The organism is Pseudomonas sp. (assembly GCF_046581935.1).
Classification (GTDB): domain Bacteria; phylum Pseudomonadota; class Gammaproteobacteria; order Pseudomonadales; family Pseudomonadaceae; genus Aquipseudomonas.
This window is the reverse complement of sequence record NZ_JAYGFK010000017.1, coordinates 154514-177774: the sequence shown is the minus strand read 5'-3', so window position 1 is coordinate 177774 and position 23261 is coordinate 154514. Positions and strand designations below refer to the sequence as shown.

Sequence of the window (23261 nt, the reverse complement as noted above, 5' to 3'; positions counted from 1 at the left end):
CACTGATTAATCAACGGCTCGCCGTCAAAGCGAACTGAATAGGGATCTGTACGCGGCTCGGCACGGCCTGGCCGCCTGCTGTTTCAGGGCGAAAACGCCACTGCGCAACGGCGTCCAGGGCCGCGCGATCAAGGCTGTCTACGCCCGAGGAGCGCAGTACATTCAGGCCGCGCTGCTGCCCGCGCGCATCCAGGCGCACCTCGACCAGCACCACGCCCTGCTGGTTACGCCGCCGCGCTTGGGACGGATAGTTCGGCTGGCGTGGCGGCTCACGAAAGCTCGGCTTAGTGCTGAGTACTTCAGCGGCCGGTTGCGCGGCAACCGGCTTGGCGGGCGCAGCCGTAGCCGCAGCCGAGCCGACAAGCGCAGCAGACTGGCTGGGCAGCTTGTCTGCCAACACCGGCGCGGGTTGCTTCTTGGCTGGCGCAGTCGCTTTTACCGCTGCTGGTTTGACCGCTGGCACCTGCGCGACAGGTTTGGCTAACGGAACCTTGCTCGGCACCACTACCTGGCGTTGCGGCTGCGGCTGTTCAGGCGGCTTGACCGCTGCCGGCGCGGCCTGTTGCAGCACTGCAGCCAGACGTAACACCTGAGGCGCTTCACGGGTTTGCGCCGTGTTCAAAGCAGGCTGATGCACATCGCCATGCAGTAGCCAACCGGCGCTATGCAGCGCCAGAGACAGCAACAAAAACAGCGAGAAACGCAGCATGTGACGACTCAATTAGATCGAATTAAATCTATTTGATAATTATTTGCATTAGCAAGTCAATGTCGTTTAGGTTTGCCGCCGATGCCAACCCGGTGGTCAGAGAAACCACCCGTACGATCCTGGAGCCCCCATGCACAAAAGTCCTCCACTCGCCCGCCGCCCCTGGCTTGCCCTGCTGTTACTCAGCCCATCACTGGCCGTTGGCGCAGAGAAAACGCCGAATCAGTTCGATACGGTGACCGTCACGGCAACCCGCACAGAGCAGACCCTCGACCAGGTCCCGAGCACTGTGTCGGTACAGACCGAACGCGCTATCGATCAGCAGAACATCAACACCATCAAGGATCTGGTGCGCTACGAGCCCGGCGTGTCAGTCGGCGGCAGCGGCGATCGTTTTGGTCTGTCCGGCTTTACCATTCGCGGTATAGGCGGCAACCGTGTGCTGACTCAAGTGGACGGGGTCGGCATGCCAGACGCCTTCTCCTTCGGCGGTTTCCTCAGCGCCAAGCGCGACTACGTTGACCTCGACACGGTCAAACAGGTGGAAATCATCCGTGGCCCGGCCAGCTCGCTGTATGGCAGCGATGCGATTGGCGGCGCAGTAAGCTTTCTGACCAAGGATGCGAGTGACTATCTAGATGCAGGCGATGACGCCTACGCGCGCTTGAAGACCGGCTATGACGGCAGCGATGACAGTTGGCAGCGCAGCGCCACCTTCGCTGCCCGCCTGGGCCAAGTTGACGGCCTGCTGCACCTGGGCCGGCGCAGCGGTCAGGCTACCGAGACCCACAGCGGCCAGGGTGGCATCGGTGCCACGCGCGAACAAGCCAACCCGCTGGACTACCGCACCGACAACCTGCTGAGCAAATTCGGCTGGGATTACAGTGACACTGGTCGCCTACAGTTGACCTACGAGCGCTATCAGGACGACACCGACACCCGCGTGCTGAGCAACTACAGCGACACCGCGACCATTCGCACCCAGGACGCCAAAGACCGCGTCGACCGTGAGCGCTTCTCCCTCGCCCATACCCAGCAACTCGACACCTTGCTGGTCGACCAGATCCACAGCCAGCTCAACTATCAGGACAGCCAGACCCGTCAGCAAACCTTCGAAGACCGCGTGGTCGGCGGACAGCCGCGTTACCGCACACGAGACTCGTACTACGAAGAAAAACTCTGGGCCTTCAACACCAAGCTGGACAAGGCCTTTAGCATCGGCAGCACGCAACATGCGCTGGTCTACGGCCTGGACATCAAACACCTGAAGAATGCCGACCTGCGCGAAGGCGGCGAAACAGTCCTGGCTACCGGCGTCACCACGCCTGTTTCACCGACCAGCGACTTCCCCGACCCGACCACCAAGGAATATGCGCTGTTTGTGCAAGACAACATCAGCATCGGCCGCTGGACCCTGCTGCCAGGCCTGCGCTACGACCGCTATGAAATGCAACCGCATGTCACCGACAAATACCTCAACAGCCAAGCGACCGATCGCGACCCAAGCGACTTCAAGGACTCGGCGCTATCGCCCAAGCTTGGCGTAACCTACCAGCTCGACGAAGCGCATAGCGTCTACGGCCAGTATGCAGCCGGCTTTCGCGCTCCTCAGGCCATTGAAATCTTCGGTGAATTCACTAATCCAGGCATGTACCGCACCCTGGCCAACACCAACCTGAAAGCAGAAACCAGCGACAGCTTTGAACTGGGCCTGCGTGGCCAATACGCCATCGGCAGCTTTGGCGCGGCGCTGTTCTACAACCAGTACGACGACTTTATCGAGCAAGTCAGCCGGGCCTCCAGCGTGCCGGGCTACCCCTTCGGCGAGTTCCAGTACGTCAACCGCGACCGCGTGACCATTCGTGGCGCAGAGGCCAAGGGCGAACTGTTCCTCGATCAACTGGGCTTACCCGCTGGCTGGAAGGCCCGCGGCAGCGTCGCCTATGCCCGTGGCAAGGATGAAGGCACAGGCCAACCGCTCAACAGTGTCGACCCACTCAAGGGCGTATTCGGCCTGGGTTACAGCGAGCCGAACGGCCGGTTTGGCGGCGAGCTGAGCTGGACTCTGGTAGCGGCGAAAACCCGCGTCGACACCACAGAAACCAGCAACCACGTGCAGACCTCGGGCTATGGCGTGCTCGACCTGAATGGCTGGTGGCAGATGAGCGACAACCTGGCGCTAAATGCCGGCCTGTTTAACCTAGCCGACAAGCAGTATTGGCAGTGGGGCGACGTGCGCGGCTTAACCGAAAACAGCGCCAGCATGGGCCGTTTCAGCCAGCCTGGGCGGCACGCGGCAGTCAATCTGGTCTGGGAAATCTGACCCAGCAACACATTACCCGCGCTATCAACTAGCTGCGAAAAACAGCTCCACTTGGCGCACGGATGCGCCCTCCTCTTCCACTTCCCCAGCAGGACGGCATAATGCCGGCCTGTTGGGGAGGTTCCTATGTTGCGTATATGTGCACCGGACGAAGTGGCCGAAGGCCAGAGCCGGGGCTTTGAGATGGCGGGCGAAAAGCTGTTTGTCGTGCGCAAAGACGGCCAGCTGTATGCCTACCGCAATCGCTGTCCGCACCGTGGCATTGCGCTGGAATGGTTGCCCGACCAGTTTCTCGACAACAGCGCCAGCCTGATCCAATGCGCCACCCACGGCGCACTGTTTCTGATTGAATCCGGCGAATGCGTCGCCGGCCCCTGCGCCGGGCAATCGCTGCAAGAGCTTACCGTCCGCGAAGATGATCAGGGTATCTGGGTTGGCCTGCCTGAATAAGCCTTTGTGGATGGGCTGGCGCTCAGGTTGAGCGCAGCAATACCCATCAATCATCTGCTGTATAAAACCGGCTGCATGGGTATCGCGGGCTCAACCCATCCTACGAATAAGCGCTTAACCCTAATGATGTGCAGAGACGCTAAAGCCCGGCAGCCTGCAAACGCTGTGCATGCTCAACATACAGCTTCACCGGCTCGGCACCTTTGCCGACCAGGCCGAAGGTCTGATTGATGATGTCGAAGTGGTCCAACGGGTACTGATCGCCGATCACCGTACCGAGGTGCGAGCTGTAGCGCCCAACCATGCCGTCGCACTGCCCTGGCTCACGCTTAAAGGTGCGCGCAAATAGCCGGCAGGCAACGTTCGGCCCATCGAAACGGTTGCCGCCTTTATTGGTGATACCCGGCTGCAACGTGCCAGACCAAGAGTAGTAACGCACGCCATTAACCTCAGCCGCGCCCTCACCACCCCAGGTTTCGGGTAAGCCCTGCGGGTATTTCAGGTTAAACGCAGCGGCCCCTTCACGGGTTAGCGACTGCTGCGCTGCGGCTACATCCATCGGCAGCGGCTCGCCTTGATAGCCGCGCTCCAGCCAAGCCATACAACGCGCTACACCACGCAACAAGGCACTCAGCACACGTTCGCGCAGGCTGCCGTGCGGCGCTTTGCGCGTGAGGAAATCCGCCAACTCTGAACCCTGATTCGGCCCGGCCACTGAGGTGACGGAAGCCACCCACTCAGGCTTCAGCGCTGCGGCATAACGCGCCGTCAGCGCTCCCTGGCTATGACCGATCAGGTGCACCTTGTCTGCGCCGGTCTGCTGCAACACCTCGGCAATGCGCAGCAACAACTGCTCACCACGCACCTCTGTGGAGTTCACCGAAGACACCAGCACCGGGAACACCTGCGCGCCAAGCCGGCGCAACGCCGAGACAATCCCGTACCAGTAGGGATAACCCAGCAGGCTGACAAACCCAAGCAAACCGGGCACTAGAACCAGCGGGTAACGCGGTGCAGTAGATGTCGACATAACGAGCCTTCCTTGTTGTCAGAACACAGCCTAGGAAATAACTGAACCACACCACGTAGCGGGGCTGCACACGGGAAAGTGGGCAGCGTGCGCCACCTGTCATATAGTCGCGCCTCCTCTTTGCGCTGCCATGACCATGCACACCATCGAACGGATTTACCCGAAGGATCTCAACCCGCTCAACCCGGATGACCAGGCCAGCCTGCACATCCATATGCAGCGCTACGAATTTGCCGTCGAGCACCTCAGCGGCCAGCGCGTGCTGGATATGGCCTGTGGCTGCGGTTATGGCACCGCGCTACTGGCCGAACGTAATCCAGACAAACAAGTCACCGGTGTCGATATCGATCCGGCGGCCATTGCCTATGCCCGCGAGCATTACCAGCTGGCCAATCTACGTTATGAGTGCGCCGATGCCGAACTGTTCAGCAGTGAGCAGGCTTTCGATTGCATCGTCAGCCTGGAAACCATCGAGCACTTGCCACGTCCGCAACAGCTGTTGGCCAACTATGCGCGCTTATTGGCTGAAGGCGGCAAGGTTATCGCGTCAGTACCGATCACTCCGACTCTGGATGGCAACCCGCATCACCTGCATGACTTCAGCAAGCGCAGTTTTTATGCGCTGTTCCGCCAGCAGCAACTACACGCCCAGCAGCATCTGGAGCAGATTCAGTGGTGGCAGTTCAAAGGGTTGTTCTCGAAGCAGGTTGACCAGCAGAAACAACACCGCTCCGAAGGCGTCGGTAACGCCGTGCTGCTGTACTACCGCCGCCATCCGCTGTACCTGTTCAGCCGCCTGTATTCGATGCTGCGCTACGGCTTTAGCAACCGCTACCTGACCTGCGTGTTTACGCGCTGATCTTTCCCCTGTAGCCCGTATGTAATGCTCTCAGGCGCTGGCTGGTAGATGCTCTGCTGGTGGCCGGCGATAGATCCAGATCCGCTTAAGCACCGTCGTGAATTGGCCCCACAGACTGCCGTTGTTGTAGACCTGGCCATAACGCTCGGCAATCTCCCTCACTTCCACGGCCAACGCCGCATAGCGACGCGCCGGCAGGTCGGGGAATAGGTGATGCTCGATCTGGTGGCTAAGGTTGCCGGTGAGGATATGAAACAGCGGCCCGCCGTTAAGGTTGCTGGAACCGCGCAACTGCCGCAGATACCAATGGCCACGGCTCTCGCCGACCACCGATTCCTTGCTGAACACCGCCGCCTGCTCGGTGAAATGCCCGCAGAAGATTACCGTGAAGGTCCACAGATTGCGGATCAGGTTGGCCACAACGTTACCGGCCAATACCGCCAGGGCATTGGCCCCGAGCAGCAGCGCCAGCAGCGGGAAGAACAGATAGTCCTTGCCCCACTGACGGAGGATCTTGGCGTTGAACTGCTTGATCAGCGGGCGCACTTCGTCCTTGCTCAGCTTGCCTTTGTAGACCTTGTCCAAGCGCAAATGCTGGATCGCCACCGAGTATTGGAACAACAACGCCTGAATCGTCACCCACAACGGCTGCCAGCGATAGAACGGCTTCCAGCGCTGCTCGGGGAATAACCGCACCACGCCATAACCGACGTCATCGTCCATGCCCAGCACATTGGTCCAGGTGTGGTGCACGTGGTTGTGGGTGTGCCGCCAAAAATCACTTGGCCCGGCGATATCCCACTCATAACTGCGCCCGGCGAACTCAGGATCGTTCATCCAGTCGTACTGGCCGTGCATGACGTTATGGCCCAGCTCCATGTTCTCCAAAATCTTGCCCAGGCCAAGCAGCAAGGTGCCGAGCAGCCAGGTCGGCGGGAACCAGCCAAACATCAGCAGGCCGCGCCCACTCCAGCAACAGCAGCGCACCGCCGCGCGAATGCGGCGGATATAGCGCGCATCCACCTCACCCAGGTCGGCCAAGGTGCGTTGGCGCAACGCGTCCAGCTCGTTGCCAAAGGCCTGCATTTCAGCTGCGGACAATTCGCGGTCAGCGCGCATGGGGATTACCTCGCCAGTTAAAGATCAATCTCGACATCGCCATGCGGTGCACTGATACACAGGCGAATCGCTTGGCCCGGTTCGCTAAACAACGCGCCGCTACGTAAGTCGCGCACCGTGCCGCTGAGCAGGGTGCAAGTACAACTGGCGCAGATGCCCTGACGACAACCATGGGCCGGCTTTAAGCCCTGCTCCTCGGCCTGTTCCAATAAGCTGCGCTGGTTATCGGCAAACACCTGCTGATGGCTACGGGCAAAGCTCAGGTTTACCTGGCGCGAACTAAAGCCCGCGCTCAGCACGGGCGGCGTGAAGGCTTCGACTTGCAGTGCACCGGGCAACTCGGCGGCCTGCCACCACTGCCGCACCTGACCGACAAACCCCGCCGGGCCACACGCCAACACACGGCGCTGAGCCAATGCCGTCACAGCGGCCAGATGCTCGACGCTAAAACGCCCAGCCAACTCTCCCGCGCCCGCTCCGGCGGCAGTCAGCGACCAACGCACCTGCAGATTGCTGTATTGCATCTGCAAAGCCTGCAATTCGCCGACAAAAGCCTGCTGGCCGTGGTCACGTACGTAATGCAGCAAGGTAATTGGCCCACTGAAGCCCTGGGCCAAAGCGCTGCGCAGCATGCCGAGCAGCGGCGTGATACCACTGCCAGCGGCGAGCAATAACACACCCTGCGGCGCGTCAGGCCAGCTCAAATCGCCATAAGCCTGACCCAGCTCCAGTACATCTCCCACCGCCAAGCGCTGCAGCAGATAAGGCGACACCCGACCACCGACCTGATGCTTGATCGCCAACTGCAACTCGCCATGTGGCCGCACTGCAGTGAGGCTGTAACTACGGCTCAGGCGCACACCTGCACGCTCAAGGAATAGCTGCACATGCTGACCCGGCTGCGCGCCAGGCCAGTTGCCATTGGTACGCAGGGTCAGCTCAAGCATGTCATCGGCGACCCACTGGCGCTGCGTGACCCTGGCAAACACCCGGTTCAGTCGCAGCGTCGGGTGCAACAGCGCCAACACAGCGTCCACATCGCTCTCACGTAACCAGCCATGGTTAACCAGACAGCGCAGCGGCCGCAGCAACCCCGCACAACGGCGCGCCCAGGCAAAAGGAATAAGAGTCATAGCGAGCAACCAGTGAACAGGTGTTCACCAGACTGGCAGACAGCACCCAATCAGTCAACACTCGTACACTGAAAGTCACGGCATCGCCGTTGCGGTTCGACGCCGATGAAAACCATTTGTTAGAGTGCGGCGCTGATTACTCATACAGAGCCACGCAAGCTTGAAACCACTACAACCGCGCGCCGAACAAAAACTGCAAACCCGCCACGCCCTGATGGACGCGGCACGCAGCCTGATGGACAGCGGCCGTGGTTTTGGCAGCATGAGCCTGCGTGAAGTGGCGCGTAGTGCCGGCATCGTGCCAACCGGTTTCTACCGGCACTTCGCGGATATGGATGCCCTGGGCCTGGCGCTGGTGGCCGAAGTGGGCGAAACCTTCCGCGAAACCATCCGCCAGGTGCGCCACCACGAGTTCGAACTGGGCGGCGTAATTGACGCTTCGGTACGCATCTTCCTCGACGCAGTAGCCGCTAACCGTTCGCAGTTCCTGTTTCTTGCCCGCGAGCAATACGGCGGCTCGTTGCTGGTACGTCAGGCCATCGGCGCACTGCGCGAACGTATTACCGCCGATCTGGTCGCCGACCTGAAAACGATGCCGAAACTGCAGCACTTCGATGCGCCAGCACAAAACGTGATCGCCGACTTGGTGGTAAAAACCGTATTCGCCACCCTACCCGAGCTAATCGATCCACCCGCTGCCAGCTTGCCGACGCACGCCTCGCCTGAGGTCAAGATGATCGAACAGCTGCGTTTTATCTTTATCGGTGCAAAACATTGGCAGGGGCTTGGCCAGAGCCACAGCTAATTGCACCAAAAAAGACCACAAACACAGCAAGCGCACCAAGCTGATTCCTGCAGCGCTCCAATTTCTGCCACACCAGCCCCACATTGCCTCGCTTGGCATGGCAAAACGGCAGTTTGGCAAGGCACTTGCTCTGTATCTGGCATTAACCTGCCGGAAACTGCCCCATGTTGGTGATCCACCGCCGTATTACCGCCCAACCGCACTGCGACGCCGAGCTCGAACTAAGCTTTGAGGCCCGTAGCAAAAGCCGCCTGCGCTGCTTCAGCCGTACCGGTGAGGAAGTCGGCCTGTTCCTCGAACGCGGCCAACCCGCACTGCATGACGGCGAATATCTACAGGCCGAAGATGGCCGTATCGTGCGCGTCGTCGCCCGCGCCGAGCCATTGCTGCACGTTACCTGCGCCAACCCATTCGAATTGATGCGCGCCGCCTATCACCTGGGCAACCGCCACGTCGCCCTGCAACTGGGCGATGGCTGGCTGCGCCTGCCCGATGACTATGTGCTCAAGGCCATGCTCGAACAGCTTGGCGCCACAGTGGCAAACGTCGAAGCACCCTACCAACCCGAACAAGGTGCCTACCGCGGCGGCCATCACCACTCGCATGCCGGCGATGCCGAATTCAGCTATGCACCGCGCTTGCATCAATTTGGTGCACGCAAGTGAATCCCGCCTGGCAACTTTTAAGGTTAGCCAGCCCGCAACTGCCGATTGGCGGTTACAGCTATTCCCAGGGTTTGGAAATGGCCGTCGAGCAGGGCCTTGTCGATAACGCAGAAAGCGCCCAGCGCTGGATTGCTGATCAGTTGCTGCTCAACCTTGCCCGCTTTGAAGCGCCGCTGCTGCTCGCCCATTGCCAGGCTGCCGCAAACGAGGATTGGAACCAGCTGCGCAACCTCGCCGAACAACAACGCGCCAGCCGCGAAACCCGCGAACTGCGCCTGGAAAGCCGGCAGATGGGTTACTCCCTGCAGCAACTGCTTAGCGGCCTGCCGGAGCTGGACGAACCGGCGCAGCAGCTATTTCGCGAGCTGGACGAACCCGGCCTGGCTGTTGGCTGGGCCCTGGCAGCGCGCGCTTGGCAGATCGAGCCAGAGGATGCCCTCGCCGCCTGGCTGTGGGGCTGGTTGGAAAACCAGCTGGCGGTACTGATGAAAACCCTGCCGCTAGGCCAGCAAGCAGCGCAACGCCTGACCTCGCAACTGCTGCCGCTGCTTGATCAAGCGCAGCGCCAGGCCAGCGAACGAGAACCGCAACAGTGGGGCAGCGCCGCGTTCGGCCTGGCCCTGGCAAGCATGGCGCACGAGCGCCAATACAGCCGTTTATTCCGCTCTTGATGATAAGGAAGACTAAAAGATGAACAGCCAACCCCTGCGCATTGGCATCGGTGGCCCAGTCGGATCCGGCAAGACCGCCCTGACCCTGGCCCTGTGCCTGGCCCTGCGCGAGCGCTACAACCTGGCGGTGGTAACCAACGATATCTACACCCAGGAGGACGCACAGTTTCTGGTACGCAACGAGGCCCTGGCCCCAGAACGGATCATCGGCGTGGAAACCGGTGGCTGCCCGCACACCGCCATCCGCGAGGACGCTTCGATCAACCTGGAAGCCGTTGACCAGCTCAACCGGCGCTTTCCCGGCCTCGACCTGATCATCGTTGAGTCTGGTGGCGACAACCTCTCGGCCACCTTCAGCCCGGAATTGTCGGACCTGACCATCTACGTGATCGACGTATCCGCCGGCGACAAGCTGCCGCGCAAGGGCGGCCCCGGCATCTGCAAGTCCGACCTGCTGGTCATCAACAAAGTCGATCTAGCTCCACTGGTCGGCGCATCGCTTGAAGTGATGGAGCGCGACACCTTGAAAATGCGCGGCGACAAGCCGTTCGTTTTCAGCAACCAGAAAATCGGCCAAGGCCTAGATCAAATCATCGCTTTTATAGAACAGCACGGCATGCTCACGGCAGCCTGAACGCCCCTATTCAGTCAAGGAGACATCCCATGAACCTGCGTAAATCGCTATTCGCCATCGCTCTATTCCTCAGCCCAGCCATGGCGTTCGCCCATGCCGGTCACGACCATTCAGGCGTTATGGCCGGTCTGGCTCACCCGGTATTCGGCCTCGACCACCTGCTGGCGATGCTCGCCGTTGGTCTGTGGGCTGCGCAGCAATCCGGCGCAGCGCGCTGGGCGTTACCGCTGACCTTTGTTGGCAGCATGTTAGTCGGAGGCCTACTGGGCTTTAACGGCCTGCAGATACCCCTGATGGAAACCGGTATCGCCGCTTCAGTATTAGCCTTTGGCCTGCTGGTGGCCGTGGCCATTCGCCTGCCGATGCTGGTGGCTATCGCCCTGACCGCAGTATTTGCCCTGACCCACGGCGTCGCCCACGGTCTGGAGCTGCCTGAGCTGGCCAGCCCTTGGGGCTATGCCGCCGGTTTTGTGGCTGCCACCGCTGCCCTGCACGCCAGCGGCTATGCGCTGGTGCGCTTGCTGCCACAGGCCGCTGCGCCTGTTGTGCGCGCCATGGGTGCGGCCTCAGCCATTACCGGCGCTTGGTTGCTCGCGGGCTGAATATACGCAGAGGTGGACGCCGCGCGCGTCCACCCGCTCAGCCCTTGATCGCCACTCGCGACGATCTAGTCGCAAGCGCTTAAAAAACGCCGCTGTACAAAAAACAACCTACCTCACTCAGGCCACGGCCACTATGGCCTAGGTACAAGCACGCGCAGCTTATCCACAGATCGCTCCACAGTAACTTGGGATAAGTTATCCACCGCGCACTTTGCCCTTGCAGCAAACCCTTGAAATAACGCGATTATTGCTTGACTCAGCGCCCTGAAAATGACGCTTTGCAGTCCACTCTAAGACTGTTCAAAAATCGAACAACTCAGGCAAAGCCACTGCTCACAGGCGCTACAAGCAGGCATACCAGAGTTATCAACAGCTCTACCCACAGCAGTCGTGGACAACTTCGTCCGCTACCCTATCCCGACCTGAATAACCAGGCTAACTTGTTGTTTATACGATAAATAACAAGCTGATCAAAAAACGCACAACAACCGCTAAGCGCCAGTTAACTAGGCGTGCATACGCCTACGCCCACCTTATCCACAGTTCACTCCACAGTCTTTGTGCACAACCTGCGTAGCGCTGTCGTTGTGCTGTGCATAAGATCGCCAGTGGCTTCTACCTATGAGCGCCATCAAGACAATCAACACCCCAGCAGCAGGACACAGGCGTAACGTCGGCGCACCGACCAAGGAGACTCACCATGCCGCTCAATGACTTGTTACGCAGCCTGCTCGCCGCCTACGCCAGTGCAACCTGTGGCAGCAGCAGCGATTAAAGCGCGCAAAGGGTTTTCGCCTACTGAGACAAACCTCAGGCGACCGCCTATGGCTGATGCAGGCTGACTCACGTATAAATCTGCGCAGCATTGCCCGCCGCGAAGGTGGGCGATTGCCCCTTGAAACCGCAGAAAGGAAGCCTTCGTATGGCCGGCGCCAGCCTGTTAACCCTGCTTGATGACATCGCCGCCGTACTTGACGACGTGGCGCTAATGACCAAAGTCGCGGCGAAGAAAACCGCTGGCGTACTGGGCGATGACCTGGCACTGAATGCCCAGCAAGTCACGGGTGTACGCGCCGAGCGGGAACTGCCGGTGGTTTGGGCGGTGGCCAAAGGCTCGCTGCGCAACAAGCTGGTTCTGGTACCGGCAGCCCTGTTGATCAGCGCGTTTGCGCCCTGGGCGGTTACACCGCTGTTGATGCTCGGCGGCGCGTTCCTCTGCTACGAGGGCTTTGAAAAGCTCGCGCACCGGTTTTTGCATAGCAAGGATGAGTCTCAGGCCCAGCACGACAAACTGCGCGCGGCCGTGGCGGACACGCAAGTGGATATCCTGGCGTTCGAGCAAGACAAGATCAAAGGCGCGATCCGCACTGATTTCATTCTTTCGGCGGAAATCATCGCCATCACCTTGGGCACTGTCGCCCAGGCCAGTTTCGTTGAACAGGTCGTGGTGCTTGCCGGCATCGCGGTGCTGATAACCGCAGGGGTTTATGGCCTGGTGGCCGGCATCGTCAAGCTGGATGATGCCGGCCTGTACCTTAACCAACGCAGCGGCGAGAACCTAGGCAGGCGCATGCAACGCGCCGTCGGCCGTGGCCTGTTGCTAGGCGCGCCGTACTTGATGAAAAGTTTGTCCGTAGTCGGCACAGCGGCGATGTTTATGGTCGGTGGCGGCATCCTCACCCATGGCGTGCACGCCGCGCAGCTGTGGATAGAACAGTTGGCACAGAGCGTTGCGGCCAGCAGCGGCATCCTCGCGGCCCTGTTACCGACCCTGCTGAATGCCGGCATCGGCATCATCGCCGGAGCCGTCACCCTGCTGCTGGTCAGCCTGGTGACGCGCCTGTGGCAAATCCTCAAGCCGGCGTAAGCCTGCAGCTAACTCGGCAACCGCCACTCAGCCGGTGGGGCCGGCGATTGGCAGCACCGTAACCTGCACCTCGGGGTCGTGGTTGCCACCGCCAAGAATCACCCCGCGCAGCGGCGAAACATCGGCAAAGTCGCGCCCCCACGCCAGGCTGATGTGCTCCAGCGCCGGACGGATGTTGTTGGTGGGGTCGAAATCCACCCAGCCGTGCTGCGGACAAAACACCGACACCCAGGCATGCGAGGCATCCGCGCCAATCAGCCGGGGCTGACCCGGCGGCGGCTGGGTCAGCAGATAGCCGCTGACATAACGCGCTGCCAGGCCACGCGAGCGCAAGCAGGCCAGCATCACGTGGGCGAAGTCCTGACACACGCCGCGGCGCTCCTCAAACACCTGCAACAAGGGTGTTGCCACCTGAGTCGCGGCGGCATCGAAGCTGAATTCGCTAAAGATCTTCTGCATCAGCCCATCCACCGCCGCCAGCAGTGGCCGGCCAGGGCTGAAGCAATCCGCCGCGTAATCGACAAACACCTGCTTGAGGTGCACATAGGGCGACTCGAAACGAAACCGCGTGGCCTCCAGTACGCCCGGCAGTAACGCCTGACCGCTGTAGCGCAACGCCGTGCACGCCTCTTCCCAGGCAGGCGACAGCGCTAGATCCAGTGGCGGCCGCGCCAGCACCTCAACCTGCAAACGCGCGCTGACCTTGAGCTCATCGTGCGGCCGCTCGAACACGAGGCGAGTCAGCGGATTACCGAATACATCCAAACCGTCCTGACGCTGACAGGGCTGCGGGCTGACCAGCAGTTGCTGCTGATGCGTGCGCTGCCAGGGGCACGCACGCGGCCACAGGTGCGCCAGCTGCTGCGCCAGGGATACCGGCGTTTCGTAGCGGTAATGGGTGTCGTGAAGAATCTGGTAGTAGGCACTGCTCATGAGGATTGCGTCCGCTGGCTGGCATCAACATGCACGAAGAACCGCAGCGCCAAGCGGTCGGAAATATCCGCGCTGGCCTGGCTGATGCTCTCCAGCAGCGCAGACAGACCGTCCAGCACCTCCCGCACACTGGCCGCACCAAACAGAGGGTTTTCCAAACTGGCGAGGCTGAAGCGCAACAGCTGTCCTTCCAGGTGCGTCAAGCGGCGCTCGCTGGGCAGCTCAAAACGCTCGGTCAAGCGGCTCAGCGAACGCAACAGGGTGCGTACCTGAAACATCACGGAATGCGGGTTCTGCTCATCCAGCAGGAGCAGATCGAGCACTGGAATCAACTGCGGCGAAGCCAAGTACCGGGTGCGATAGGTGATGCTGCTGTTACCCAGCTCCAGCAGCCACTCCAGCGACGATTGATCATGGGCAGCGCTGCTGCAAAGGAAATTCGCCAAGCTGTCGCAGAGAAACTGCAGGCGCTCAACACAGCGGCCGATCATCAGGAAGCGCCAGCCGTCATCACGGGTCATGTCATCCAGGGCGAAACCGGACAGCGCCGCCAGCGACAACAGCACGCGGTCGAGGAAATCCAGTAGCTCACCGAAATCGGCTTGCTCGGCACTCAGCACCTGAGCATCACGCTGCAGCTCAAGCAAGGCTTGCCAGTTAGCCTGGGACAGCTTGCCGCGCACACTGCCCGCGACCCACTGCAAGCGCTGCAGGTTTGAGCGCAGGCTATCCGGCCAGTCTTCACCCAGTAGGGCTTCCAGCAGGCGCTCTTGCAGCTCACCCTCCTCGGCATCCGGCAGCAGGCCCAAACTCTCAGCCAGACTCAAGACCGTCTGCAGCGCCTGCGGGTCATCGTCGTCATCAACATAGCGCGCCAACATGATGCGCAGCAGCCGCGCACCGTCCTCGCAACGCTCGCTGTAGCGGCCAAACCAGTAGAGGTTTTCCACCACCCGCGACGGCAGATAAGGGTCGCTGCGCACCAAGTCAGCCACGCCCAGCGGACGCACGCGATGCCACGGTTCACCGCCGTGACGCTGACCCAGCACCCAGGTGTCCTTGCTCGCGCCGCCACGCTGCATCGATACCACTTCGGCGTCGGCGTCGGCTGCCACACGAGTCAGGCCACCCTGCATCACGCGATAACCATCGGTACTGGCCACGGCAAATACCCGCATACCAATGGCGCGTGGCACCACCTGGCCGTCCTCGGCCTGCCAGACCGGAGCCTGCGACAGTTGCGCCAGCGCCTGAGCGACATAGGCATAGGGCCGTGCCTTGAGCCGCTCAGCCAGTGCGGCGCGCTGGGTCTCGTCCAGGTCGCGGCCAAACACTGGAGCAAAGCTCTGCGAGGGGAAGCTGGCGCGCACCAGCAGCTCGTCAAGCTGCTCCAGCGCTTTATCCAGCACCGGCGGCTCGCCACACCACCAACTGGCGATGCTCGGCAGGAGCAATTCCTCACCCAAGAGTTTTTCCGCAATGGCCGGGAGAAAGCCCGGCAACCCCGGCGCTTCCAGCACGCCACTGCCGAGGGCATTGGCTACCAACACATTGCCCTGGCGCACAGCCTCCAGCAGCCCCGGCACGCCAAGGGCCGAGTCGGTGCGCAGTTCAAGCGGGTCGCAGAAGTCATCGTCCAGGCGACGCAACACGGCATGCACGCGACGCAGGCCGGCCAGGGTTTTCAGGTAGACCTTGGCGTCACGCACGGTCAGGTCGCTGCCTTCCACCAGCGGATAGCCCAACTGACGCGCCAGGTACAGGTGCTCAAAATAACTCTCGTTGAAGCGCCCGGGCGTGAGCAGCACCACCAACGGGGTTTCACCGCCGGAAGGTGCCTGATGCGCCAGGGTGTCCTGCAAGGTGCGGAAAAAAGCCGCAATGTGCTGCACGCGCAGGTCGCGGTATAGCTCGGGGAACGCCCGCGAGACGATCTGCCGGTTCTCCAGGGCATAGCCCGCACCGGACGGTGCCTGGGTACGGTCGGCGGTGACCCACCAGCGGCCATCCGGGGCGCGCGCCAAATCCACCGCATACAGGTGTAAATAAGTGCCGCCAACCGGTGCAACACCCTGGCAAGGCCATAGATAGTTGTTGTGGCCAAAGACCAGCTCGGCCGGTAACAGACCATCGGCCAGCAATTGTTGCGGGCCATACAAATCAGCCAGCACGGCATTCAGCAGGCTGGCACGCTGCGCCACGCCGGCGGCAATTTGCTGCCATTCATCAGCAGGAATCAGATTGGGCAGCAGGTCCAGCTCCCACGGCCGATCCGCACCATCGGGGTCGGCGTAGACGTTGTAGGTCACGCCGTTTTCCTGGATCTGCCGGTTCAGCAGCGCCTGACGCTGGGCCAGTTGTGCCGGAGTGCTGCGCTGTAAGCGTTCAAGTAACAAGCGCCAATGCGGACGGACCTTACCGTCGGCGTCAAACAATTCATGGTAAACCCCAGGCGTCAGGGCGTAGTCAGCAAGCAAATCAGACATGGCAGGCTCAATAAAAAGGTCTTACGTATGTGTAGAAGCCAGGAGACAGTTTGTCCTTGCTAGCGAGCCGCAACGATGCCGGCGCAGCGCCAGCAAGCTGACTTCTACAACACACCTGGCTAAACCAGGCGTAAATCCAGGGTCATCGGCATTTCATTATTATTCACCGGGACCAGCGTAGGGCGCTTGCCTGGGCTGTGGCCGAGACGGAAGAAGCGCGCCAGACGCCGACTCTCGGCCTCATACGCATTTACCGGCAGGCTGTCGTAGTTGCGCCCGCCCGGGTGGGCGACATGATACTGGCAACCGCCTAGGGAGCGGTTCATCCAGCTATCAATAAGATCAAACACCAACGGCGCGTGCACCTCGATGGTTGGGTGCAGGCAGTTGGCCGGCTGCCAGGCGCGGAAGCGCACACCGCCAACAAACTCACCCACTTTGCCGGTAGGCCGCAGCGGCACAGGTACGCCGTTACAGGTCAGCACGTAGCGATCACTCGGCAGGCCGCTGAGCTTGACCTGCATGCGTTCCAGCGAGGAATCGACATAACGCACCGTGCCGCCACCGCCACCCTCTTCGCCCAACACATGCCAAGGCTCCAGGGCCTGACGCAGTTCCAGTTCGATGCCTTTGACGTTGAAGTCGCCGGATTTAGGGAAGCGGAACTCGAAATGCGGGGCAAACCATTCGCTGCGCAGGCGATAGCCGCAGCCGTCCAATTCCTGCAACACGTCGGCAAAATCCTGTTCGATAAAGTGCGGCAGCAGATAGCGGTCATGCAGCTCGGTGCCCCAGCGCACCAATCGCGCTGGCTGGTAGGGCTCGCGCCAGAAGCGCGCGATCAGGGCGCGAATCAACAACTGCTGGGCCAGGCTCATTTGCGCATGCGGTGGCATTTCGAAGGCGCGCAGCTCCAGTAGTCCGAGACGCCCGGAGGCGGAATCCGGCGAATACAGCTTGTCGATACAGAACTCGGAACGGTGGGTGTTACCGGTCACGTCCACCAGCAGATTGCGCAGCAACCGGTCGACCAGCCAGGGCTGACAGTCACGACCCACTTCGGGCATTTGCGCGAAGGCGATCTCCAGCTCGTACAGGGCATCGTTACGCGCTTCGTCGATGCGTGGTGCCTGCGAAGTCGGGCCGATAAACAATCCGCTGAACAGGTAGGACAGCGACGGGTGGTTGTGCCAATAACTGATCAGGCTGCGCAACAAATCGGGCCGGCGCAGGAATGGCGAATCAGCCGTGGTCGCGCCGCCGAGGACAAAGTGGTTACCGCCGCCCGTACCGGTATGGCGGCCGTCAATCATGAACTTTTCGCTGGACAGCCGGCACTCGCGGGCCTGCTCGTAGAGAAATTCAGTGCGCTCAACCAGCTCATCCCAGTTGGCGGCTGGGTGAATATTCACCTCGATCACGCCTGGGTCCGGAGTGACCCGGAAGAACTGTAAGCGCGGGTCCTGCGGTGGCTCGTAGCCTTCCAGCAACACCGGGCATTTCAGCTCGGCGGCGGTGGCTTCAATGGCCGCCACCAGTTCCAGGTAATCCTCCAGGCGTACCAGCGGCGGCATAAACAGATAGAGCTTGCCCTCACGCGGCTCTGCGCACAGCGCCGTGCGCACGATGCCAGCCGCTGATTGACCGAGCAGCGGGCGTTTGCCGCTGCCATTCTGACTGCCCGTCCAAACACCACGCACCTGCGGTTTGATCTGGGCCGCAGCCGGCAGCGGGGCAAAACTCTGGGTCGGATCTTCCGGCGTCACGTAGGGGTAATCGGCTTCGTTAACCCAGGGCTGTGAGTCCAGCGGTAAGCGGTAGCCCATCGCCGAATCACCGGGTATCAGCCGGCAATGCTGGTCGCGCAGAAACCAGCTGCCGCTCTGCCAGCCCAGCTGTTTGGCATGCCGAGCCAGCGGCAAAATATGCCCAACAACCTTATCCAGGCCTTGCTCGAAGACTTTGCGCAGGCGCTCGCGCTCCAGCGGGTCGGCCAGGCGCGGGTCTTCAGCGGTAACGTTGCTGGGTAAGCGCTGCTCACGCCACAGGTAATAAAAGCGGTCCTCATAAGCCGGCACGCAGTATTTGCCATCCACGCCCAAGCGTTCGGCCAGCAGCGTGAGGAAGTCGGCAGCCTTGGCGGCATCGACGCCATAGTCCTGCTGCTCATCGGCATACAGCGCCGGGTTGTGCCAGATCGGCTCACCGTCACGTCGCCAATAGGCATTCAGCGACCAGCGCGGCAACTGCTCACCGGGGTACCACTTGCCCTGGCCAAAATGCACCAACGCTTTTGCCGCGTATTGCTCACGCAGGCGATGGAACAGGTCGGTGGCCAGGCGGCGCTTGTTCGGCCCCAAGGCAGCGGTATTCCACTCCGGGTCATCGGGGTAATCCAGGGCAACAAACGTCGGCTCGCCGCCCATGGTCAGGCGCACGTCCTGCGCCTGCAAATCCTCATCAATCGTCTGCCCAAGGTCGACAATCGCCTGCCACTGCTCCTCGCTATAGGGCTTGGTTACCCGTGGCGCTTCCCAGATGCGCTCAACCCACATTTCGTGGCTGAACTCGCACTCGGACTCATCCACACCGCCGCTGATCGGTGCCGCCGAAGACGGTTCCGGGCTGCAAGCCAGTGGAATGTGCCCCTCGCCAGCGAACAAACCGCTGGTAGGGTCCAGGCCAATCCAGCCGGCACCTGGCAGGTAAACTTCGCACCATGCGTGCAAGTCGGTGAAGTCCACCTCCGTGCCAGACGGGCCGTCGAGGGCTTTCACGTCTGCCTTCAACTGAATCAGGTAGCCGGAAACAAACCGCGCGGCCAGGCCAAGATGACGGAACAACTGCACCAGCAACCAGGCGGAGTCGCGGCAAGAGCCAGAGGCTTTCTGCAGGCTTTCCTCCGGCGTCTGCACACCAGGCTCCATGCGGATCAAGTAGCCGATGTCGGTGGACAGGCGCTGATTCAACGCCACCAAAAAGTCCACGCTCGGCGTGGGTGTGAGCTCGATACCCGCCAGGTATTTGGCAAACAGTTTGCCGGCTGGCAACTTCACCAGATAGGGCGCTAGTTCCAGCTGTTCGCCTTCGGTATAGGCGAAGGGGATTTTCTCGGCATAAGGCTCAAGGAAGAAGTCGAAGGGGTTGAACACCGCCATTTCGGCGACCAAATCCACCTCAATCTTCAGCTCGCGGGTTTTCTCTGGGAACACCAAGCGCGCCAGGTAGTTACCCTGCGGGTCCTGCTGCCAGTTGATAAAGTGCTCCGCCGGCTCGACCTTCAAGGCGTAGGACAGCACCCGCGTACGGCTGTGTGGTGCCGGGCGCAGGCGCACGACTTGCGGCCCAAGGTTAACGGCGCGGTCGTAACGGTAGTGGCTGACATGGTGCAAGGCGATATGAATCGACACAGTGGGCCTCCTGCGAGCCTGGGCAATAAGTCGATCAGCGCAAGACTTATGCCAGAGGCCCAGGCCACAGCTGGCGTGGTCTGTGGCCGCTCCAGGCAAACAGTACGCACCACAACAGGGCCTGCCATGCCCCACGCCCAACGCAACGCACACAAATGAGTCACTCACTGGCCGCTTAGGTGGTTACCCTGTGACAACTATGGTTATCCCGTCTGAGGCAACGGCTACAGCGGAGCTAACAACGCGTACAGCAACCCCTGTTTAGCGGCTCCCGCTTACGCTTTCCAATACAGAGGGCCGACCCAACAAATAGCCAGCCTACGCAGAGCGTCACGCATCCGTTACCATCGCCAACAATTAAGCGAAGAGATGCGGCATGTATATCTATCGACTGGTGCTGATCCTGGTGGTGGGGATTTATCTGTTTTCCCCAGCCATCATGGACTGGTGGATCGACCCCAATGGGGCCTGGTACCGCCCCTACCTGCTGTGGCTGATTCTGATCGTCGTGACCTTCATCCTGCAGAGCCAGCGCGATGCCGATGAACTCTAAGTTTCAGCGGTTAACGCCATGCCTGCCTTCTATCTATTCGCCGAGCCAACGCAATGCTGACGAGCTTTAGCCTAAGCCAGCTGATCCTGATCAGCGCTGCCTATCTTTTTGTCCTGTTCGGCGTCGCCTGGATCAGTGAACACGGCCTGATTCCGCGTTGGGTGATGCGTCACCCACTGACCTACACCCTTTCGCTCGGCGTATATGCCAGTGCCTGGGCTTTTTACGGCACAGTGGGCCTGGCCTATCAATATGGCTACGGCTTTCTCGCCAGCTATCTAGGGGTCTCCGGGGCCTTTTTGCTGGCACCGGTGTTGCTCTATCCGATCCTGCGGATCACCCGGACTTACCAGCTGTCATCGCTAGCCGACCTGTTTGCCTTTCGCTTTCGCAGCACCTGGGCGGGTGCACTGAGCACGGTATTTATGCTGATTGGCGTGCTGCCATTGCTGGCCCTGCAGATCCAGGCAGTGGCGGACTCCATCGGCATCCTCACCCGCGAACCGGTGCAAGAGCGCGTCGCACTGGCCTATTGCGGGCTGATCATCCTGTTCACCATCCTCTTCGGCGCACGGCATATCGCCACCCGTGAAAAACACGAAGGCTTGGTGTTCGCCATTGCCTTCGAGTCGGTGGTCAAACTCACCGCCATCAGCATTATTGGCCTGTACGCCCTGTATGGCGTGTTCGATGGCCCGCAGGACCTGCAATCCTGGCTGGTGCAAAACCAGTCGACCCTGACCAGCCTGCACACGCCACTGCAAGAAGGCCCCTGGCGCACGCTGCTACTGGTGTTCTTCGCCTCCGCCATTGTCATGCCGCACATGTATCACATGACCTTTACCGAGAACCTCAACCCGCGCGCGATGGTCAGCGCCAGCTGGGGTCTGCCGTTATTCCTGCTCTTGATGAGCCTGGCGGTGCCGCTGATTCTCTGGGCCGGGCTGAAGCTGGGAGCCACCACCAACCCGGAATACTTCACCCTTGGCGTCGGCATTGCGGTCAACAGCCAGACCCTGGCGCTGATTGCCTATGTTGGCGGCCTGTCAGCCTCCAGCGGACTGATCATCGTCACCACCCTGGCGCTGTCCGGCATGCTGCTTAACCACGTGGTGCTGCCGCTGTACCAGCCGCCCTCCGAAGGCAATATCTACCGCTGGCTGAAGTGGACGCGCCGCGCCCTGATCCTGCTGGTGATCATGGCCAGTTACGGCTTCTACCTATTACTCGGTGCCGAGCAGGACTTGGCCAACCTGGGTATCGTCGCCTTCGTTGCCACCCTGCAATTCCTGCCCGGCGTGCTCTCAGTGCTGTACTGGCCGACCGCCAACCGCAAAGGTTTTATTGCCGGCCTGCTGGCGGGTATCGGGGTGTGGCTAGTCAGCATGCTGCTGCCGATGCTTGGCAATCTGCCAGGGCTTTACCTGCCCTGGCTCAACGTTATCTACGTACTCGATGACAGTAGCTGGCACCTCGCTGCAATCGCCTCGCTCGCCGCCAACGTGCTGATATTCACCCTGGTCTCACTCTTTACTGAAGCCAGCCCGGAAGAGAAAAGCGCGGCTGAAGCCTGCGCGGTGGATAACGTCCGCCGCCCGCAACGGCGTGAGCTGCTGGCCGCCTCGCCGCAAGAGTTTGCCGCGCAACTGGCCAAACCCCTGGGCGCGAAAACGGCCCAGCGCGAGATCGAACAAGCCCTGCGCGACCTGCACCTGCCATTTGATGAGGGCCGCCCCTACGCCCTGCGCCGCCTGCGGGACCGCATCGAGGCCAACCTCTCCGGGCTGATGGGGCCAAGCGTGGCGCAAGATATCGTCGAAACCTTCCTGCCTTATAAAGCCGGCAGCGAAACCTATGTCACCGAAGACATCCACTTCATCGAAAACCGTCTTGAGGACTACCACTCACGCCTCACCGGTCTGGCCGCTGAACTCGACACCTTGCGCCGCTACCATCGCCAGACTCTGCAGGAACTGCCCATGGGCGTCTGCTCGCTGGCCAAGGATCAAGAGATCCTGATGTGGAACAAGGCTATGGAAGAGCTCACTGAAATCCCCGCGCAACGCGTCGTCGGCTCACGCTTGAGCACACTGGGTGAGCCGTGGCGCGGTCTGCTGCAGAGTTTTATCGAGCTGCCGGACGAACACTTGCACAAACAGCGCCTGGCTCTCGACGGCCAAACCCGCTGGCTCAACCTGCACAAAGCAGCCATCGACGAGCCTCTGGCTCCCGGTAACAGTGGCCTGGTGTTACTGGTTGAAGACCTCACTGAAACGCAGATGCTCGAAGACAAACTGGTGCACTCCGAGCGCCTGGCGTCCATCGGCAGGCTGGCTGCCGGGGTCGCTCACGAGATTGGCAACCCGATTACCGGCATCGCTTGCCTGGCGCAAAACCTGCGTGAAGAGCGTGAAGGTGACAGCGAGCTGACCGAGATAAGCGAACAGATCATTGAGCAGACCAAACGCGTATCACGCATCGTTCAATCGTTGATGAGCTTTGCCCACTCGGGCAGCCACCAAAACAGCGAAGAGCCAGTGTGCCTGGCCCAGGTGGCGCAGGATGCCATCGCCCTGCTGGCCCTTAACCGGCGTAGCGTCGAGGTGCAGTTTTTCAACCTGTGCGACTCCGATCACTGGGTAATCGGTGATCCTCAGCGCTTGGCTCAGGTCTTGATCAACCTGCTATCCAACGCCCGCGACGCCTCCCCTCCCGGCAGTGCGATCCGGGTCAAGAGCGAGGCTTTCGAGCAAACCATCGATCTAATAGTTGAAGACGAAGGCAGCGGCATTCCCAAGGCAATCATCGACCGCCTGTTCGAGCCCTTCTTCACCACCAAAGAAGTGGGCAAGGGCACCGGCCTTGGCCTCGCTCTGGTCTATTCGATCGTTGAAGAGCATTATGGACAAATAACAATCGACAGCCCGGCCGACCCTGAGCTTCAACGTGGCACCCGCATTCGGGTCAGCCTGCCGCGGCATGTCGAGACGACGTCCATAGCGACTTAACCCA

Annotated in this window: 18 protein-coding genes; 11 read left to right on the top strand and 7 right to left on the bottom strand. The window is 60.9% G+C overall.

What is annotated here, in order from left to right; translation table 11 throughout:
- Positions 1 to 10: 10 nt before the first annotated feature.
- Positions 11 to 709, bottom strand: a complete 699-nt coding sequence (locus VCA57_RS16060; RefSeq protein WP_411186083.1) for an energy transducer TonB — start codon at positions 707 to 709, stop codon at positions 11 to 13.
- A 130-nt stretch (positions 710 to 839) separates the two neighbouring features.
- Between VCA57_RS16060 and VCA57_RS16055 the strand changes: the two genes are divergently transcribed.
- Together VCA57_RS16055 and VCA57_RS16050 are read left to right on the top strand one after the other, a co-directional pair.
- Positions 840 to 3032, top strand: coding sequence for a TonB-dependent hemoglobin/transferrin/lactoferrin family receptor (locus tag VCA57_RS16055; protein WP_411186082.1), 2193 nt, complete (start codon positions 840 to 842; stop codon positions 3030 to 3032).
- Positions 3033 to 3158: 126 nt separating this feature from the next.
- Positions 3159 to 3482: a Rieske (2Fe-2S) protein gene (locus VCA57_RS16050; protein ID WP_411186081.1), complete on the top strand. Its 324-nt coding sequence runs from the start codon at positions 3159 to 3161 to the stop codon at positions 3480 to 3482.
- 139 nt (positions 3483 to 3621) lie between these two features.
- Here the strand turns inward: VCA57_RS16050 and VCA57_RS16045 are convergent, their stop codons facing one another.
- Positions 3622 to 4512 carry an esterase/lipase family protein gene (locus tag VCA57_RS16045; protein WP_411186080.1) on the bottom strand — a complete coding sequence of 297 codons (891 nt, stop codon included), beginning with the start codon at positions 4510 to 4512 and terminating at the stop codon, positions 3622 to 3624.
- A gap of 130 nt (positions 4513 to 4642) precedes the next feature.
- Here VCA57_RS16045 and VCA57_RS16040 point away from each other — a divergent pair, with 130 nt between their 5' ends.
- The gene (locus VCA57_RS16040; RefSeq protein WP_411186079.1) at positions 4643 to 5371 is read left to right on the top strand and encodes a class I SAM-dependent methyltransferase; all 729 of its coding nucleotides are present in this window, start codon (positions 4643 to 4645) and stop codon (positions 5369 to 5371) included.
- Between the two features lie 30 nt (positions 5372 to 5401).
- Here the strand turns inward: VCA57_RS16040 and VCA57_RS16035 are convergent, their stop codons facing one another.
- Entirely contained in the window at positions 5402 to 6490 is a 1089-nt protein-coding gene (locus VCA57_RS16035) for a fatty acid desaturase family protein (protein ID WP_411186078.1), read from the bottom strand.
- 17 nt (positions 6491 to 6507) lie between these two features.
- On the bottom strand, positions 6508 to 7623 hold the full coding sequence (locus tag VCA57_RS16030; RefSeq protein WP_411186077.1) for a ferredoxin reductase: 1116 nt from the start codon (positions 7621 to 7623) through the stop codon (positions 6508 to 6510).
- A 214-nt stretch (positions 7624 to 7837) separates the two neighbouring features.
- On the opposite strand from VCA57_RS16030, the gene VCA57_RS16025 reads away from it, so the two are divergent.
- From VCA57_RS16025 to VCA57_RS16000, 6 genes are all read left to right on the top strand, one after another.
- Positions 7838 to 8428 (top strand): TetR family transcriptional regulator, encoded by a 591-nt coding sequence (locus VCA57_RS16025; RefSeq protein WP_411186105.1) that lies wholly within the window; start codon positions 7838 to 7840, stop codon positions 8426 to 8428.
- A 164-nt stretch (positions 8429 to 8592) separates the two neighbouring features.
- Positions 8593 to 9093 carry an urease accessory protein UreE gene (ureE, locus tag VCA57_RS16020; protein ID WP_411186076.1) on the top strand — a complete coding sequence of 167 codons (501 nt, stop codon included), beginning with the start codon at positions 8593 to 8595 and terminating at the stop codon, positions 9091 to 9093.
- Entirely contained in the window at positions 9090 to 9764 is a 675-nt protein-coding gene (locus tag VCA57_RS16015) for an urease accessory protein UreF (RefSeq protein ID WP_411186075.1), read from the top strand. Before ureE ends, VCA57_RS16015 begins: the two co-directional genes overlap by 4 nt.
- 19 nt (positions 9765 to 9783) lie before the next feature.
- The gene (ureG, locus tag VCA57_RS16010; protein WP_411186074.1) at positions 9784 to 10398 is read left to right on the top strand and encodes an urease accessory protein UreG; all 615 of its coding nucleotides are present in this window, start codon (positions 9784 to 9786) and stop codon (positions 10396 to 10398) included.
- 29 nt (positions 10399 to 10427) lie between these two features.
- Complete coding sequence (locus VCA57_RS16005) at positions 10428 to 11000, top strand: HupE/UreJ family protein (protein ID WP_411186073.1); 573 nt, start codon at positions 10428 to 10430, stop codon at positions 10998 to 11000.
- Positions 11001 to 11922: 922 nt separating this feature from the next.
- On the top strand, positions 11923 to 12867 hold the full coding sequence (locus VCA57_RS16000) for a DUF808 domain-containing protein (RefSeq protein WP_411186072.1): 945 nt from the start codon (positions 11923 to 11925) through the stop codon (positions 12865 to 12867).
- A 27-nt stretch (positions 12868 to 12894) separates the two neighbouring features.
- On the opposite strand, the gene VCA57_RS15995 is transcribed toward VCA57_RS16000, so the two are convergent.
- The 3 genes from VCA57_RS15995 to VCA57_RS15985 form a co-directional block, all read right to left on the bottom strand.
- A complete protein-coding gene (locus VCA57_RS15995) occupies positions 12895 to 13800 on the bottom strand; it encodes a transglutaminase family protein (RefSeq protein WP_411186071.1) in 906 nt (301 codons plus the stop codon).
- Entirely contained in the window at positions 13797 to 16286 is a 2490-nt protein-coding gene (locus tag VCA57_RS15990) for a circularly permuted type 2 ATP-grasp protein (RefSeq protein ID WP_411186070.1), read from the bottom strand. The genes VCA57_RS15995 and VCA57_RS15990 overlap by 4 nt, the downstream gene beginning before the upstream one ends.
- 119 nt (positions 16287 to 16405) lie before the next feature.
- On the bottom strand, positions 16406 to 19696 hold the full coding sequence (locus VCA57_RS15985) for a DUF2126 domain-containing protein (protein WP_411186069.1): 3291 nt from the start codon (positions 19694 to 19696) through the stop codon (positions 16406 to 16408).
- Between the two features lie 376 nt (positions 19697 to 20072).
- Here VCA57_RS15985 and VCA57_RS15980 point away from each other — a divergent pair, with 376 nt between their 5' ends.
- Together VCA57_RS15980 and VCA57_RS15975 are read left to right on the top strand one after the other, a co-directional pair.
- Positions 20073 to 20249, top strand: coding sequence for a hypothetical protein (locus VCA57_RS15980; protein WP_003244646.1), 177 nt, complete (start codon positions 20073 to 20075; stop codon positions 20247 to 20249).
- A 53-nt stretch (positions 20250 to 20302) separates the two neighbouring features.
- Positions 20303 to 23257, top strand: coding sequence for a sensor histidine kinase (locus VCA57_RS15975; protein WP_411186068.1), 2955 nt, complete (start codon positions 20303 to 20305; stop codon positions 23255 to 23257).
- The last annotated feature ends 4 nt before the right edge of the window (positions 23258 to 23261 follow it).

Coding starts and splice junctions, on each gene's coding strand:
- VCA57_RS16000 (WP_411186072.1), top strand. CDS start 11,923: ATGGCCGGCGCCAGCCTGTTAACCCTGCTTGATGACATCGCCGCCGTA.
- VCA57_RS16040 (WP_411186079.1), top strand. CDS start 4,643: ATGACCATGCACACCATCGAACGGATTTACCCGAAGGATCTCAACCCG.
- VCA57_RS16035 (WP_411186078.1), bottom strand. CDS start 6,490: ATGCGCGCTGACCGCGAATTGTCCGCAGCTGAAATGCAGGCCTTTGGC.
- ureE (WP_411186076.1), top strand. CDS start 8,593: ATGTTGGTGATCCACCGCCGTATTACCGCCCAACCGCACTGCGACGCC.
- VCA57_RS16025 (WP_411186105.1), top strand. CDS start 7,838: ATGGACGCGGCACGCAGCCTGATGGACAGCGGCCGTGGTTTTGGCAGC.
- VCA57_RS15975 (WP_411186068.1), top strand. CDS start 20,303: ATGCTGACGAGCTTTAGCCTAAGCCAGCTGATCCTGATCAGCGCTGCC.
- VCA57_RS16030 (WP_411186077.1), bottom strand. CDS start 7,623: ATGACTCTTATTCCTTTTGCCTGGGCGCGCCGTTGTGCGGGGTTGCTG.
- VCA57_RS16055 (WP_411186082.1), top strand. CDS start 840: ATGCACAAAAGTCCTCCACTCGCCCGCCGCCCCTGGCTTGCCCTGCTG.
- VCA57_RS15995 (WP_411186071.1), bottom strand. CDS start 13,800: ATGAGCAGTGCCTACTACCAGATTCTTCACGACACCCATTACCGCTAC.
- VCA57_RS15980 (WP_003244646.1), top strand. CDS start 20,073: ATGTATATCTATCGACTGGTGCTGATCCTGGTGGTGGGGATTTATCTG.
- VCA57_RS16005 (WP_411186073.1), top strand. CDS start 10,428: ATGAACCTGCGTAAATCGCTATTCGCCATCGCTCTATTCCTCAGCCCA.
- VCA57_RS16060 (WP_411186083.1), bottom strand. CDS start 709: ATGCTGCGTTTCTCGCTGTTTTTGTTGCTGTCTCTGGCGCTGCATAGC.
- VCA57_RS15990 (WP_411186070.1), bottom strand. CDS start 16,286: ATGTCTGATTTGCTTGCTGACTACGCCCTGACGCCTGGGGTTTACCAT.
- ureG (WP_411186074.1), top strand. CDS start 9,784: ATGAACAGCCAACCCCTGCGCATTGGCATCGGTGGCCCAGTCGGATCC.
- VCA57_RS16050 (WP_411186081.1), top strand. CDS start 3,159: ATGTTGCGTATATGTGCACCGGACGAAGTGGCCGAAGGCCAGAGCCGG.
- VCA57_RS16045 (WP_411186080.1), bottom strand. CDS start 4,512: ATGTCGACATCTACTGCACCGCGTTACCCGCTGGTTCTAGTGCCCGGT.